Genomic DNA, 14,580 nt, shown 5'->3' with positions numbered 1-14,580 from the left:
AATTGTTATTTTTTAATCTGTATTAAGCTGAAAAGTGTATTTGTATATTGAGTTTGCAGCTCGATATCAGTTTGATCTACCACATATTTTACGCCGTCTTTTTGATCGCGTTGCTCGGAATTATTCAGAATTAAAATATAATCTGCGTGAACTTGTGGTGCCTGTAAAGCGTTGTAATAATTGGGATCAAATTGATCTACATACTTCACTTGATCACGCGACAAAGCGATTGTAGGATAAAACAAAGTATTATCTGTAAGTATGGTAGCATCTTTAGGCAAATTCTTATTTATAAAATCTGCCATATCTGCTGTTGCATCACTATTTAAAGGCTTTTCCTGTTTTAAGAAAGCCAGCATATTTTGCTCCTGGTTGGTATATGTATGCGTAAAATAAAAATACTCACCACCTAAATTGATGAGGAGTAAGATAAACGTTATTAGGTGCAGCACCTTGCTTTTTGAAAATACAGGCAGTAATGAGGTATGAAAAAAATGTATGAATGCTGCGATTCCGGCTGCAGTAATAATTAAAAAATCTGACAAAGAGAGTAAAACTGCCGAGTTAGAATTTTTCGAATATAATATCCACACCGGTACAAGAAGCATAATTAATTGAAACAACAACTTTTTTCTTCCGATCAGAAAAGCAGTAAGAAACACCGGTGACAATGCAAGTATTGAGATAGAGAGATAATCCCAACTTGTTCCAAGATCTATAAAATTTTCTGAAGTATTGTAGAATACAAAATCTAAAAAGGGATGCTGATCCCAGGATGCGGTTTTGGTAGTGCTAAAAAACATAAAGTCACCCGTAAACCAGTAATTAATTGTGAGAAAAAATAACAAACTCACCAGTGGTGTAAAAACGATGACTAATACGGTAGAAAGCGAACTCCCAACAAGTTCTCTGGCGGTAACTCTACTCTGAGTAAGTTCAGTAAAAATACCCAGATATGACTTTTGTATTCCCGGCGAATTAAACAAACTAAATAGAAAAATGAGCGGAAGCATAAAAACAACCATCCATAAAAAAGAATAGTTGAGAAATACAAATAGCGTAAGACATAAACTAAGTATTACAAAATTATAGGTTGTAAAATCTCGTGTATATCTAAATAGAAAATGGAAAAAGAAATAATACAGTATAAGATATAAATACAGAGATGTGCCCGATGTTGCGACAGATATGATTACCGGACTGCACAAAAAATACAATGTAATAATTACAGAAACTATAGGGAGCTTTTGCTTAAATAGTATAACTACAATATAGGCAGCAAAAAAACCTACAGTAATCCCAGAGGTGATCATAGGTGCCAGCAGTGGATCTATTAATCCTGCCGGGATTGTTATTAGTTGAGAAATCACCGGATAGGTGAAGTAAAAAAGCTCTAGTGTTTTAATATCATTCGTAAACAAAAGCTGCAACCGATCACTCATAAATAGCGGCTCCAGATATTTAAAGCCCAAAGAATATTCATAGTAGCCCAGCCCCACGTAATACGCAGAAAAAAACAAACCGATTATAAATATTGAAAATGCATTTTTCATTTTATATCGGGGTTATGCGATTTTGTAAGACCGTGATTTGTTTTTTCCCAATAAAATGGCTTTGATATAAGTTGAAATAATCCTTTATAGGCAGATATTGAGTGCATTAGCCAATAAACAGGATTTGTGATAGCAAAAAGGATGAGGCTGTAAGATTTTCTACGGAAGACAGCAATCATATTAATGTATATCATCAATAGATTACCGGCCATAAAATTAAAGACCGATAAGATAATCACCCAATCTGGAAATATTATTTTAAAGAAATTGATGATATCAGTATTAAAAGAACCCATCACAGATTCACTAATGTCTAATGTGAGGAAAAAGTAAAACAGAAACAAAAGCAATAAAATAGGGTAGGCAAGAAATGTAAAAAAGGTTCCTCCTATAAAAAATTGAAATCCCCAGAAGCCACTCCATCCTACTTCTCTAAATAACTTCATAGGATTACGCATATGCACCAGATAGGTTTGCATATAGCCTTTAATCCATCTGGAGCGCTGCCGTATCCAGTTGTAAAATGCATTGTTAGCTTCTTCATAGGTAGTAGAATTAAGCACCGTAACTTTATAACCTTTGGCGTAGGCTCTAATTCCTAAATCTGCATCTTCAGTAACATTAAAACCATCCCAGCCGCCTAACTCTATAAGTTTGTCAAATTTAAAGTGATTACTAGTACCACCTAGCGGAATGGGAACTCCCAGACCATCAAGTCCCGGTAGCATATAATCAAACCAGTATGAATACTCAAGCGTAAACATTCGGGTTAAGAAATTTTCAGTCTTATTAAAATAATTTAGAGCACACTGTACCACGATGTAATTGTCGGGTAACTTATTAAACAGTGCATTTACCATTTTTAACTGGTCACTATCTGGGATGTCTTCTGCATCGTAAATGGTGAGGTATTTTCCTTTACTAAAATGTAACCCATAATTACAGGCTTTTGGTTTTGTTTTAGGCTGCGAATAGGGAATTATAACCGGATCAAAAATACACGGGAATTTGAGGTTTTTTACCGCATTAAAAGTAACCTCGTCATCAGATTCTATTAATAATTTTACATCTAATTTATCTTTAGGGTAATCCAGATTTTGAAGATTTGAAGCCAGTTTGTAAATAACTTCAGATTCTTTGAATACAGGTAGTTGTATCGTGTAATAGGGGAGTTCGTCATCAGGATAGTTGCCCAACTCGGCCGGTGATATTTTCTGAATAGTTTCAGACTTGGCGCCTACTACGGTAAGTAAGAATTTAAACCCTATAGCAAATAGTAGAAAAAGGTTTATAAACAGGTTAATACTAATAATGGTAAAAACCGGAAATATAAATAGGAATGTCAGTAAGATAACCCCGATCCCGCCCAATACCAGCACTTGCCTAAGTGTAAAAGTTTCCAAAGCAGAGCTTTTATTATCCCGCTCATACAAATCAAAAACAGCTTTATGCAGAATAGCATCCCCATAAGTCATGTGTAATGCTTTTACAATATCGAGATCTTCGGCTATGTGTATAGTTTCTATATCTAGTAAAAAGTACTCTTTAAATTTTGAGATGCTAATGTCATCAGAAGGATCTGCAATTATAAGATCTACTTTGCCATTTTCTAGTTTTACAGGATATAGATTGTGATCGAGTAAAAAATCAAAATCGGTTTTAGAAAATTCGCTTTTTAGTTTAAAAAGCTGTGTATAATCAAATTGATAAAAACTGATGTTATTTTTAAGAATATGCTCCTTGTAAGCTAACCTGGATAGAAATGCATAATTAAGCGTGACTTTAAGAAACGACTTATTCATACTTTTGCTCATTTTATCTATTTGAGCATAGGTACTTTCTGGTAGTAATCCAGATTTCAGAAATAAATCATTTCTATAGAGTAGCTGCATTATTAGTTGAGTTTTATCACGCTAAATACTTGAAATCCGTGACCTATTGCGGCATTGCGATTATACACATCGTGAAAGGCACCAGCATAGAGCGCAAATTCTGGCGTGAATTCATAACCCACATTAAAAGTTGCTTTGATAATTTTATACTCCTCGGTATTCTGTAAGTTATTAGTAAAAAATTCATCGTTTTTACTATAAGAAAATAAGCCTTCAAATTCTCCCATAAGTATTAATTGATCGGTCACTCTAAATCCTTCAGAGAGTAAAAAACGCAACTGCGTAGGATCGTTAGGGAAGAAGTAGCGCAAACCCATTTCTACTTTATGAAAATTATTGTAATCTCCTAAAAACTTAAGACTCCCTACAAGAGCAAGTCTGGTTTCTAAGCCAAATAGATCGTAACCAGCTACCGGCTGTGTGGTGTTTGAATAAGCAGGAATATAACTTATTAAACTTCCCATAAGGTAATTGTCGGCCATTTTTGCCAGATGCATTCTCAATCCCAGTTCGATATCTCCAAAATCTGTATTATAGTCAGATGAATTTGAATTCTCATACCTATTAAAAAAATAAGGTAAGGAAGCTATCACATTTAATTTATCTGAAATTAATGGAGCGGCTACAAAAAGTCTGGGATTGTAGTTTGTATACCTCCCATTGTCTGCAAAGTCGCTTTTATTGCCGTTGGCGTCTCTAAAAGATGTTGCTCTGTAGTGACTTAAAAAAGGAGAAAATAAGAATTCACCAGATGCTTGTTGCCAGGGATTTAAACGCTCTTTTTGTGTTTTTAAAGTGTCTGCAGGCAGATCTGGCTGGTTGCTATGCTGGGCAGCAAGAATACCAAAACTAAAGCAGAGTAAAAAAAGGGATGATCTAATTTTCATCTACAATGTTGTTTTTAGATTCTTGTGATTTTTGAAAAATATAAATCAGTAGCACGGTCATTATAATAAACAACCCAAAGATGATAAACACTCTAAACTCTTGCCAAAAGAGATCAAACCCGTTTTGAATTTCCTGATTGCTAATCGCATTTGCCGTATCTCGTAAATTAAAGAAATAAGAATCATCTGTACTGGCAAGAATTAAATCTCCTGTATTATTAAATGTTTGACCGTCTATTTGATCTACAAGCAGTTCTAAAATTACGGCATTCCCATCGGGAACAAATAAGAACATTCCGGTTAAATCGTCTTTTTTAAAGAGTTGGTTTACACCTATCTTGTCAGTATAAGAGATATTAAAGTAGTTTTCATAATCTTCTTTTTTGAACTTATAGTTTGTGTCATCAAGCTGAAAATATGCATTGTCTGAAGAAAATGCAGTTAACGAAGTTGCTTTAGATGAGATGATAATCGGACTGTATTTTCCGGTATTTGCCTTTAAACTATCTAAGGGTAAGATTTGAGGATATAGATAGCGGTGTTTGTTAAAATTAGGGTTTAATAAATTTACAAGCTTGCTTAATGCTATGATATGAGTTGCATTTAGAGGAATGTCTAAATAAATTGCAGGTGTAGCAGATTGAAAGTTTTCAGGAAAATAAAAGAAACTTAGATTCTCATCATCTTTATACGAGATGGCTTTAAATTTTGAGCGATCTAAATTAATTTGTGCATAAAACGATACCGGATTTTCAACACACAACCCGCCAGACGGTATGTAATAAAATTCCACACGAAGTAGGTTGTTTTTCTTTAACTCTAGATGATCAAAAGTTATCGCTTCATCAAATTGACCCGAGTTATCCAGTTGATGACTGTATTTTAAAACATCATCCATATAAATATTTACATAGGCATTCTCTTCATTTTTAAGAGGACGGTATGTGAAATTTAATTCTAATTCAAGCTCGAGTAATTTAGAGCCAAAAATAGATCGAGGTAGTGTAATATCTTTCGTGAGTTTGCCTATACCTTCGGTGATCTCATCGGCGACTCCTAATTTTCTGAGACTTACCTGACGGTCATTTTTAAGTATGGGATAACTCATATCCATCCCGCTTGAAACCGCTAGACTTTTTGAATACGCGCTGCTAATAATGTCTTTTGAAAGTAAAGTTTCTGCAGCTTTTTTAAAACCAACTTTATCGCTGCCGGTTACAATAAGTGCCTGAGCCTGGCTAATGCTGTCTGTGTCATTTATAGTCAAGGGATAGAGTTCTAGCCATCCATTGCTTTTTGAAGTAGTTTTTGACGCAGAAGATAATTGTACCGAAGCAGGTAATTTATCTGATGTAGCCAGAAGTATGCTATTATTGTATGCGGCTGTAAAAGTTTCTGGGATATTTAAAACCTCGAGTTGTTGTGCAAATTCACGCTCAAAATAAAACTTGATATACGCAGCATAACTAATAAGCTCATAAGAAGCATTTTGAGGAAGTAAAATTTTATCTGCTTTGGAGATAAAACTACTAATGGTAACCGTTGGAGGCGCCAGACTCGTATCGTAATCTAAATTTATGTACGATGAAGGAAGACGTTTAATCCAGAAAACCCCTTCATTGTAGCTGTCGCAAATAGACTCATCAATATTAAAATTACTTAATACATCTACTTTTAAAAATCCTGACTTTATATCTTCTGCCGTAAATGGAATTGTAAATCGTAGGGTATGATCTTCTACGGAAGGTGCTTTTGTAGCGACCGGCATATCTGATACAGAAACAGTGACAAAACTCTTTGATATATCCAATACGTCGGAAGCCTTAAAATCAAGTTGTAATACGTTAGACTTGAGTAGTTTACTCGCTTTAACTGGGATAAAGTAGCTTACTTTACTGTGAGCTCCCCAGGTAACTGCTTCCTCAGGATAATCAAAATCTGAAAATTTGTAAGTCACTTGTGCTTGCACGCTAACAGCGCAAAAAACAGTTAAAACAGTAAGTATGAATAATAGTTTATTTCTCATAGGTTAAGTCAATAAGTGGGGGCGTTCGGGAATGGTTAACTACTAAATGTAAATTCAACTAGAAATTCAAATCCTAGTGTATTAGAGGCGCTATATCGCAAATGGCCGTCTAAAAGTTCGATGTGATTCTTAGAAATACTTAGTCCCAGACCTTTATTCTGTTGCATTTCTTTTAAATTGTAATCGTTGATATTTTTGAAATAGGATTCCAGTTCTGTCATAGAAATACCGGTAGTTCTGTTTACTATTTCTAAGATTATAAGATGCTCATAGTTACGTGTGGTAATAGCGATAACATCATTATTTTTAGAAAAGTCCAATGCATATTTCATCAGGTTGTAAATGGCAACATCGGCTATGTTTTTATCTACATAGATCATCGAGTTCTTTGCCTTAAGGTCTGTTTTAAGCTGAATGTTTTGAGAAGTTGTTTTCTCAAAAAACTTATATCCATTGGTAGTTACAAGTTCGTGTAAATCAACTATGCTTCTATTGAGTACAGCTTGCTCTTGAGTTACTTCTTCATTAAAATGTTTGAAAAAGGTGTTCTCTCCTGTCGCATCTGCAAGCGAATTTTTGATCATTTTTAAATAGTCGTTTTGACCACTTTGTAAAATATAACGATCCTCTAATTCTATAAGCTCTATAAGCGACTCAATACTTCCTAACTTGTTTTTAAGATCGTGTCTAAAAACCTTAGCGATATTCTCATTTCTTTTAACTTGGGTAGTTCTGGTTTCTATTTCTTTTTCCAGATCTGTATTTTGAATTGTAAGCTGCTTTATTTTTTGTTTTTGCTTGTAAGTATCTGTAATATCATCCTTAAGACTTAATAACTTTATAGATGGGAACGTAATACTTACAGCAGCTATTGCTAAGGCGGTGTACCCCCCTGATTCTACCAGTAAGTCAAAATCAATAATATTATAATAACTCAAACCTATAATGAGTAAGCAAAGTAGTACAAACTCAAAAACGGAATGTGCGATAGGCCATATCGCAATGCTATTAAAGGTTACAAATGTTACAGCTATTAAGGGTAGGTAAAGATGATATCCTATTTCATTTGTGAGCGAAAGACTATACAGAAAGAGAAAAATCAATATGATAAAAACCATATGTAGAAGCCACATTGGTTTTTGTTGTATTTTAGTTAATGTATAATTACACAAAACAATTAGCGCAAGTGCCGCTAGATTGAGCATAGTAAACGTTACATATAAATCTTTAATCAATAAAAAGTCAAGAATTGAAACAAAGATTAGGAAGAAAATAGAGCCCCAAATGAGTTTGTTTGAAGCTTTCCACATTTGTAAACGAAGCTCTTCAGAGAAAAAGGAATGGGATAAAGATCTTTCCATACGCTAGAACATTATTAGGTACTAAATTAATGATTAATATAAAAGATGTTGGTTTTATACGGTTTTATTTCGCCATTAGTTTGGTTTTTAGTATAAATTTTATGCTAACAGCTCAAGGTGTGAATGTTACAGGGTTAGAAAGAACGTGGAATTCTGACAATGAACTTGGTTTTAAGTCGTTCAAAACCGATTTAAAGCAGTTGAACGATCAAAAAATTGATCGTGTACGCTTACCTATAGACCTTGATTATTACTTAAACGAGGCCTCGTATAGTGAGAAAAAATCTTTCGCAAAGCTTATTAATAAGATCCTTAGTTATGCAGATAAAAAGAAGGTTCACCTCATACTTTCAAATTTTAATCATGATTTAAGTGAAACCAATTACAAGCAACAGACACTTAAGATTGCTAATAATTGGATTGAGTTTTTAATGCTCATAAATGAAAATTTAAACGCCGAAAGCGTTTACCTCGATATCGTAAATGAACCCTTAGTTTTTCCTAATTCGTGGGAAGAATCTGCTCCTATAATTATCGAAGCCATCCAAAATAAATATCCCAACCTCAAGCTTGTGGTGGGAGCGACAAATGCTAATAGTATGTATGAGCTTTCCCGGATGCAGCCTTTAAGGTATACTAACATTATTTATAGTTTTCATTTTTATGAGCCTTATATATTTACGCATCAGGGAACTGCGTGGACGGGAAATCAATACGCTACAACAGGTATTCCGTTTCCTTATAAAGATAGCATCGCGGTGATGCCGCGCTTGTCTGATAAAGCATTGAAAACTGATGGTGAAATCAATTTTAGAGATTACCCGCAAACAGGGACTTATCAAGCTATAAAAGATAAGTTAAGCCTTGTAAATGAGTGGAAATTAAAGAACGGCGTAGAGGTATGGTGTACAGAATATGGTGTTACTGAAAACGCAGATAAAGAATCAAGAATTGAGTACATTAATCAAGTTACCGCGACATTGAAAGAATTGAATATTCGCGGATTTATTTGGGAATACGAAGGTAACTTTGGTATAAAGAATTTAAATTTAAAAATTATCAATTGAAGAATTAGGCTTCCGTAGGAAAGCTTTTTCTGAAAATTTCTATTTCATTTCAACTTAAATAAACTGAACCCATATTCGCATTTATGAACTACCGTTTACTCGCATCGATTTTATTATTCACGCAATTTCTCTCTGCTCAAGAAGAGGCTAGTCAACTTATAATTAGGGGTGATGATATGGGATTTAGCCATAGCGGGAATCTGGCATTAATAGATTCTTATAAAAATGGAGTAGTAACCGCGATAGAAGTCCTTGCACCGGCACCTTGGTTTCCTGAAGCTGTAAAAATGCTGAATGAAAATCCGAATGTTGATGTGGGAATCCATTTGGCGCTTAGCAGTGAGTGGGATCTTGTGAAGTGGAGACCGTTAACTGCCGGTAAAAGTTTTACAGATGTAAACGGGTATTTTTTACCACAGATTTTTAAACATGCTGCTTACCCGGGTTTGTCGCTGAGCGAAAGTAATTGGAAGATCGATGAGGTGGAAGAAGAGTTACGAGCTCAGATAGAATTGATATTGCGTAATCTTCCTCAGACTACCCACCTTTCTATACATATGGGATTTACCAGAGTAGATGAGGATCTTAATAACCTTGTCTATGCGTTAGCTCAAGAGTATAATCTTATTTATAGTGGCAATTTAGCTCTTGAAGGTGCAAATTATATAGGAGAGACAAAAACGCAATCGGAGCGTCTTGCTAGCTTTACCGCAATGTTAGATAGTATGAAACCGGGCCGCAATTATATGTTTTTAGAGCATCCCGCTATGGATTCTCCAGAATTACAATCCATATATCATACAAATTATGAAGATGTTTCTTTTCATAGGCAGGCGGTTTATGAATTTCTTACTAATGATGCTGTTTCCGAAGAAATCGCAAAAAGAGGAATTAAGCGCATAGGATATAAAGATCTTAAAGGCCAGTTACCGAGAAGTACGGGAATTCGTGAAAATTTTGAAATGCAGGCTTTTGATAATTATCTGAATGCTGTAGAAAAAAGTGGTCAGGAATTGCATAGTGTTTTAGTGATGAGAAATGGAAGGGTCATTGCTGAGAAATGGCTAGGAGAACACAACCCTAAAGAGAACCATATTATGCATTCGGTAAGCAAATCGCTTACTTCGACAGCGATAGGTTTTGCAATTCAAGAAGGACGCATAAATGTGACAGATCCGGTATTAAAATTCTTCCCAGATTTGCTTAATGCTGAAGAGCGAAAAAATTTGAAAGACCTCACTATTGAACATCTTCTCACGATGAGTCCGGGACACGCAGAAGGTGCAAACAGCAACATACGATCTACGGAAACCAATTGGGAATTAGCTTATCTTAAAACCCCTCTTGTTTATAAACCAGGTAGTCGATTTCAATATGATAGTTTAAACACATACATACTTGCAGCTATTTTAGAGAAAGAAACCGGATTGAGTTTAGTAGAATATCTTAAGACGCGATTATTTGATCCATTATATATAGAAACTCCACAGTGGGACAAAAGCCCTACAGGAATTACTAATGGTGGATGGGGACTTTATATTAAAACCGAAGATATGGCCAAGTTGGGTCAGTTTTATTTAAATAAAGGCAAATGGATTACTAAGCAACTTTTAAATACAGCTTGGTTTGAAAGTGCAACTACAAAAAAGATACAGCAAGCTCCGTCTTGGGTTGATGCATCAGTAGTTAAAGAAGCAGATAGCGACTGGTTACAGGGTTATGCATATCAGTTTTGGAGATCGCGACACAATTCATATAGGGCAGATGGTATGGATGGACAATTTATTTTAATTCTTCCCGAATTAAATGCGGTTATCGTAACCACTGCAAAGATTGAAAATATGCAAGCCGAAATCAATCTAATCTGGGAACATATATTACCCGGCTTTAAAAATTAAGGTTTGAATCTTAAAATTTCTAATTAATCGGTAGTACAGACAGCTCTCTTAAGAAGCTTGTAATCTCCATTATTTTTAAATTCCCGCACCGAAATGCCTATATACTTTTTGAAGGTTTTTGATAAATGGCTTACATCGGTAAAGCTTAATTCATCGGCAATTTCATTTAAAGTATAATCGGAATTTAGCAATCGTATTTCGACTAATTTTAATTTCGCTTTTATAATATATTCGCGTAAAGAAACGCCTATTTGTTTTCTGAAAAATTCACTTACATAGGTAGGTGACATCATAAAGGCATCAGCCAGATTTTCAACTTTTAATAAGTCTGGTTTACTTATGTGCTCATTTATATAAGTGAGCATTGCGGTAGCTCTTAAATCATTGTTAGAACTTACCACTTCATAATGACTCCCCATTTTAATATTGCGTATTAGAATTTCAAGTACGCATACCATAAGGCTAGATACAAGTGCAATAGATTGCTCGCCATAATTTTTTGATTCTTGCAAGATCATTTTTATAAGCCGATTGATGTGTTTTCGATCTAAGTCATTTTTGATGATATCACCTGGTAATTGATTATAATTAGAAAGAATAAATGCAGCTTCTCCAAACCATTTTGACCGATCGAGAGATACTCGGTTAGAATTTTTGAAAAAAGTATCTGTAAATTTTAGAAATACAAATTTTGATGGCAGATCTATATTAAAAGAGTGACACTTTAAAGGCGGAAGTAGAAATATATTATTCTTTTGATACGGGTATATATTATAGTTAATACATTGAGTTCCATGACCATCAACAACAAGTACAAGCTCAAAAAAATTATTTTTAATTGGTCGTTGTTTCCATTCAGTTAGTGTCAATTCTTGTATTTCAAAAGGTTTATTTGCTTCTAATATTTGCATAATTGCTGTTTAAGGCTGTAAATTTAGGTTTTATGAAATAAATTCTACTATTATACTATAATTAAACCTCTATTTCTACATATATTACCTCTATATGTACAATTTGAAGAATGTAAAAGCCTTTAATTTTGCTTTGTATAAAAACTTAATCATTAAAATATAGAGAGTTATGAGAGCAATGCAAATTAATCAATACGGTGAAAAAGCGTCTTTTGAAGAAACTAATGTAGATAAACCAAATCTTCAAAGTGGTCAGGTATTAGTGAAAATCGCTGCGTCAAGTATAAATACTGTAGATACAATGATTCGTTCTATGGGTTCAGATTTACCATTTGCGCCTGCTACTCCGGCTATTTTGGGGATGGACTTCGCGGGAACAATTGAAGCAGTTGCAGATGATGTTACCACATATAAAATAGGTGATGAGGTTTACGGTTGTGCAGGAGGTCTTGGGGATTTACAAGGAACGCTTGCAGATTATATAGCAGCAGATATACGATTAATTGCAAGAAAGGCAGGTACCATTTCGATGAAAGAAGCGGCTGCTTTACCCTTAGTAGGTATTACTGCTTATGAAGGTTTAAAGCGTGCGGCTATTAAAAGTGGACAAACTGTTCTTGTACACGGCGGGTCTGGTGGTGTAGGTCACGTGGCAGTACAATTAGCAAAGTATTTTGAGGCAACGGTTTTTGCTACTGGGGGTGGAGCAAAGCAACTGGAGCGCATTAAAAGTTACGGAGCGACAGCTATTAATTATAAAGAAGAATCTGTAGAAGATTATGTAAATAAATATACTGCCGGTGCCGGTTTTGATCTTGTTTATGATACAGTAGGAAGTGAAAACCTATTAAAGTCATTTGAGGCAGCAACCTTAAACGGACAAGTAGCTACAACAGTATCACTATGTGAATTAGACTTAAGTACAGCACATTTCAAAGGTTTATCACTTCATGTAGTGTTTATGCTAATTCCTATGATTCACAATTTTAATAAATCACAACACGGAGAAATTTTAGCGAAACTTACCGAAATTATAGAGCTTGGTCATTTAAAGCCTTTGTTAGATGATGAGAATTTTAAATTAACCGATGTAGGTGCTGCTTATGATCGACTAGAAAGTGGAAATGCAATAGGTAAAGTAGTTGTTGAAAACTAGATCAATTCAGAATTTGAGATATTAGTGTTTACTTCAACTTAATTAATAATGGGTTGAGAAGACGATTAACAAGCGCAATTTGAGATGTTTTAAGTAACGTATTGTATATATCAAGTTTAATAGTAAAGGCCAAAATAGTTTAAGTATTTTGGCCTTTTATTTTCATATTTCCTAAACGCAATCCTACCTTCTTAAGAATTAATTGTTGTATTCAGTTCAATTATTTAGGTTTTTTTTTGAAAGTTTGGTTTTATATATTATTAAAATCAAATAAATACAACGCTATTTTTGGGATTAATCCATATTTATTGAAACTTCCAAATAATGAAATAAACTCATACGGTATGTTGTATTTTTATAAATTACCCCTACGTAATAATCACCAGATTCCCAGACTTTAAGGCTGTTAATTTCAATTGGATTTGGGTAATTGTTATCTACTGATGCACCAATAAGAAGTTTAGAAATATCAGGAAATTCAGGACGTAGATAATTAACGTGAGTCCATCTGTCAGTTTGCTCCAAATCGTTATGTTCAAAAACATCCACTACGATTGCTTTGGTAAAATCGATACTGTTGATAGATTCGGGTCTATGATTATGTTTTTTGTTTATTAGTAATATGTACAATTTTCCATCGTCTTTTATTCCACTAATTGTTGCAGCAGGATTTAGAGTTTCGTTTTCGTTTATAAAAACATTGTAATCACCATATTCTAAAGTCTCAGAATCACGATAACCTCCTCTTGAAAGGATGTATAAAATTCTAAAGCCGCTATCACCCCTTGCTGAAACTGAAAATTCTTCAAGTTTGGGATCAACCGGAAGACTTTCTGGCAGAAAGATCGTTATAGTTTTTACTTCTTCCAGTTTTGTACCATTTTCATCTTCTACGGTGATGATAAGATCATAAATTCCTTCTGCTGCACTTTCAGGAATGTCAAAGTGTTTGTGTACCGTTGCATTTTTGACACCTTTATATTCCTCCCAAACAGCCTCTAAAGACCAATCAAACGCATAAGTTTCACTAACTTTTGGTTGTATTTTCAAACTAATAGCGTCAATCTTATCACCTGCCAGGATTTCGGCATTGAAATGAAAGTCCCTGCCAATAACTCCAATTTCGTTATTATTTAACCCAACTTCAATATTAGCTATTGTGGGTTCTTCAAGAACAATAACTTCATCGTCGTCATTAGAGCAAGAGATAGAAGTAATACATAGAAATATAATGCCGATAAAGTTTAATAGTTTTGTTTTCATTTATAAGTGTTGTCGTTATTGAGAAGTTTAATCAATTCACAATTTTAATGTCTACGGAAGTTCTACTTTGCCAGCCTACCTCATCAGTCACTGAGAAAGAACAGTGGTAATCACCTGTATCGATATCTGTAGGGATTAGAATTTTTATTTCAATTTCAAATTCTTTTCGGGCTCCATCTAGGCTAAAGTTTTCCATATAAATAAACGGTTTTACCGACTCTTTTTTAGCATCTAAGCTACAGGTTGCTCCTTGATCATCATGTGTATGATGGTCAAAATTGTGATGTAAATCCAGACTGTATGATGCGAGTGCTTCATTATCTGCTAGTCTTGCTCTAAATGTATATGTTTCTCCGCGTTGTAAGCTTTCACAAACCTGAGGAAAACCACCATCGTAGTTAATTGTAATTGTAGGTTTCTCTTCGTCTTTAATTGTATCATTATCTGAGGAGCAGGCGCTAAGTACAAACAAGCTAGCCGTAAAAAGGATAAAATTTATTTTTTTCATTTGTCGAATATAAGTATAGCCAAATGCCTAAATAAGTAGGCATTTGGCTATATGAGTT

At 34.4% G+C, this 14,580-nt stretch carries 11 protein-coding genes; 3 read left to right on the top strand and 8 right to left on the bottom strand.

Features of this window, described 5'->3' with window-relative positions:
* Positions 1 to 5: 5 nt before the first annotated feature.
* Genes DSM00_RS08120 through DSM00_RS08100 form a run of 5 tightly spaced genes read right to left on the bottom strand, consistent with a single transcriptional unit; the run spans position 6 to position 7,719 of the window.
* Positions 6 to 1,553, bottom strand: a complete 1,548-nt coding sequence (locus DSM00_RS08120; RefSeq protein ID WP_128757539.1) for a hypothetical protein — start codon at positions 1,551 to 1,553, stop codon at positions 6 to 8.
* Positions 1,550 to 3,445 (bottom strand): glycosyltransferase family 2 protein, encoded by a 1,896-nt coding sequence (locus DSM00_RS08115; RefSeq protein WP_128757538.1) that lies wholly within the window; start codon positions 3,443 to 3,445, stop codon positions 1,550 to 1,552. Before DSM00_RS08115 ends, DSM00_RS08120 begins: the two co-directional genes overlap by 4 nt.
* Before the next feature lie 2 nt (positions 3,446 to 3,447).
* The gene (locus DSM00_RS08110) at positions 3,448 to 4,332 is read right to left on the bottom strand and encodes a hypothetical protein (RefSeq protein WP_128757537.1); all 885 of its coding nucleotides are present in this window, start codon (positions 4,330 to 4,332) and stop codon (positions 3,448 to 3,450) included.
* The gene (locus tag DSM00_RS08105; protein WP_128757536.1) at positions 4,322 to 6,358 is read right to left on the bottom strand and encodes a cellulose biosynthesis cyclic di-GMP-binding regulatory protein BcsB; all 2,037 of its coding nucleotides are present in this window, start codon (positions 6,356 to 6,358) and stop codon (positions 4,322 to 4,324) included. The genes DSM00_RS08110 and DSM00_RS08105 overlap by 11 nt, the downstream gene beginning before the upstream one ends.
* A 35-nt stretch (positions 6,359 to 6,393) precedes the next feature.
* Entirely contained in the window at positions 6,394 to 7,719 is a 1,326-nt protein-coding gene (locus tag DSM00_RS08100; protein ID WP_128757535.1) for a sensor histidine kinase, read from the bottom strand.
* A gap of 29 nt (positions 7,720 to 7,748) precedes the next feature.
* On the opposite strand from DSM00_RS08100, the gene DSM00_RS08095 reads away from it, so the two are divergent.
* Together DSM00_RS08095 and DSM00_RS08090 are read left to right on the top strand one after the other, a co-directional pair.
* Positions 7,749 to 8,786, top strand: a complete 1,038-nt coding sequence (locus tag DSM00_RS08095; protein WP_128757534.1) for a glycoside hydrolase family 5 protein — start codon at positions 7,749 to 7,751, stop codon at positions 8,784 to 8,786.
* An 83-nt stretch (positions 8,787 to 8,869) separates the two neighbouring features.
* Positions 8,870 to 10,684, top strand: a complete 1,815-nt coding sequence (locus DSM00_RS08090) for a ChbG/HpnK family deacetylase (protein ID WP_128757533.1) — start codon at positions 8,870 to 8,872, stop codon at positions 10,682 to 10,684.
* A gap of 23 nt (positions 10,685 to 10,707) precedes the next feature.
* On the opposite strand, the gene DSM00_RS08085 is transcribed toward DSM00_RS08090, so the two are convergent.
* On the bottom strand, positions 10,708 to 11,595 hold the full coding sequence (locus DSM00_RS08085; RefSeq protein ID WP_128757532.1) for an AraC family transcriptional regulator: 888 nt from the start codon (positions 11,593 to 11,595) through the stop codon (positions 10,708 to 10,710).
* Between the two features lie 169 nt (positions 11,596 to 11,764).
* Between DSM00_RS08085 and DSM00_RS08080 the strand changes: the two genes are divergently transcribed.
* Positions 11,765 to 12,751 carry a zinc-dependent alcohol dehydrogenase family protein gene (locus tag DSM00_RS08080; protein ID WP_128757531.1) on the top strand — a complete coding sequence of 329 codons (987 nt, stop codon included), beginning with the start codon at positions 11,765 to 11,767 and terminating at the stop codon, positions 12,749 to 12,751.
* 294 nt (positions 12,752 to 13,045) lie between these two features.
* On the opposite strand, the gene DSM00_RS08075 is transcribed toward DSM00_RS08080, so the two are convergent.
* On the bottom strand, positions 13,046 to 14,014 hold the full coding sequence (locus DSM00_RS08075) for a DUF4625 domain-containing protein (RefSeq protein ID WP_128757530.1): 969 nt from the start codon (positions 14,012 to 14,014) through the stop codon (positions 13,046 to 13,048).
* Between the two features lie 31 nt (positions 14,015 to 14,045).
* Positions 14,046 to 14,522: a DUF4625 domain-containing protein gene (locus tag DSM00_RS08070; RefSeq protein ID WP_128757529.1), complete on the bottom strand. Its 477-nt coding sequence runs from the start codon at positions 14,520 to 14,522 to the stop codon at positions 14,046 to 14,048.
* Between the last annotated feature and the right edge of the window lie 58 nt (positions 14,523 to 14,580).

It is taken from the genome of Leeuwenhoekiella aequorea (assembly GCF_004104375.1).
GTDB lineage: Bacteria > Bacteroidota > Bacteroidia > Flavobacteriales > Flavobacteriaceae > Leeuwenhoekiella > Leeuwenhoekiella aequorea.
This window is presented reverse-complemented; position numbering and strand designations above follow the sequence as displayed.

Coding starts and splice junctions, on each gene's coding strand:
- DSM00_RS08120 (WP_128757539.1), bottom strand. CDS start 1,553: ATGAAAAATGCATTTTCAATATTTATAATCGGTTTGTTTTTTTCTGCG.
- DSM00_RS08115 (WP_128757538.1), bottom strand. CDS start 3,445: ATGCAGCTACTCTATAGAAATGATTTATTTCTGAAATCTGGATTACTA.
- DSM00_RS08110 (WP_128757537.1), bottom strand. CDS start 4,332: ATGAAAATTAGATCATCCCTTTTTTTACTCTGCTTTAGTTTTGGTATT.
- DSM00_RS08105 (WP_128757536.1), bottom strand. CDS start 6,358: ATGAGAAATAAACTATTATTCATACTTACTGTTTTAACTGTTTTTTGC.
- DSM00_RS08100 (WP_128757535.1), bottom strand. CDS start 7,719: ATGGAAAGATCTTTATCCCATTCCTTTTTCTCTGAAGAGCTTCGTTTA.
- DSM00_RS08095 (WP_128757534.1), top strand. CDS start 7,749: ATGATTAATATAAAAGATGTTGGTTTTATACGGTTTTATTTCGCCATT.
- DSM00_RS08090 (WP_128757533.1), top strand. CDS start 8,870: ATGAACTACCGTTTACTCGCATCGATTTTATTATTCACGCAATTTCTC.
- DSM00_RS08085 (WP_128757532.1), bottom strand. CDS start 11,595: ATGCAAATATTAGAAGCAAATAAACCTTTTGAAATACAAGAATTGACA.
- DSM00_RS08080 (WP_128757531.1), top strand. CDS start 11,765: ATGAGAGCAATGCAAATTAATCAATACGGTGAAAAAGCGTCTTTTGAA.
- DSM00_RS08075 (WP_128757530.1), bottom strand. CDS start 14,014: ATGAAAACAAAACTATTAAACTTTATCGGCATTATATTTCTATGTATT.
- DSM00_RS08070 (WP_128757529.1), bottom strand. CDS start 14,522: ATGAAAAAAATAAATTTTATCCTTTTTACGGCTAGCTTGTTTGTACTT.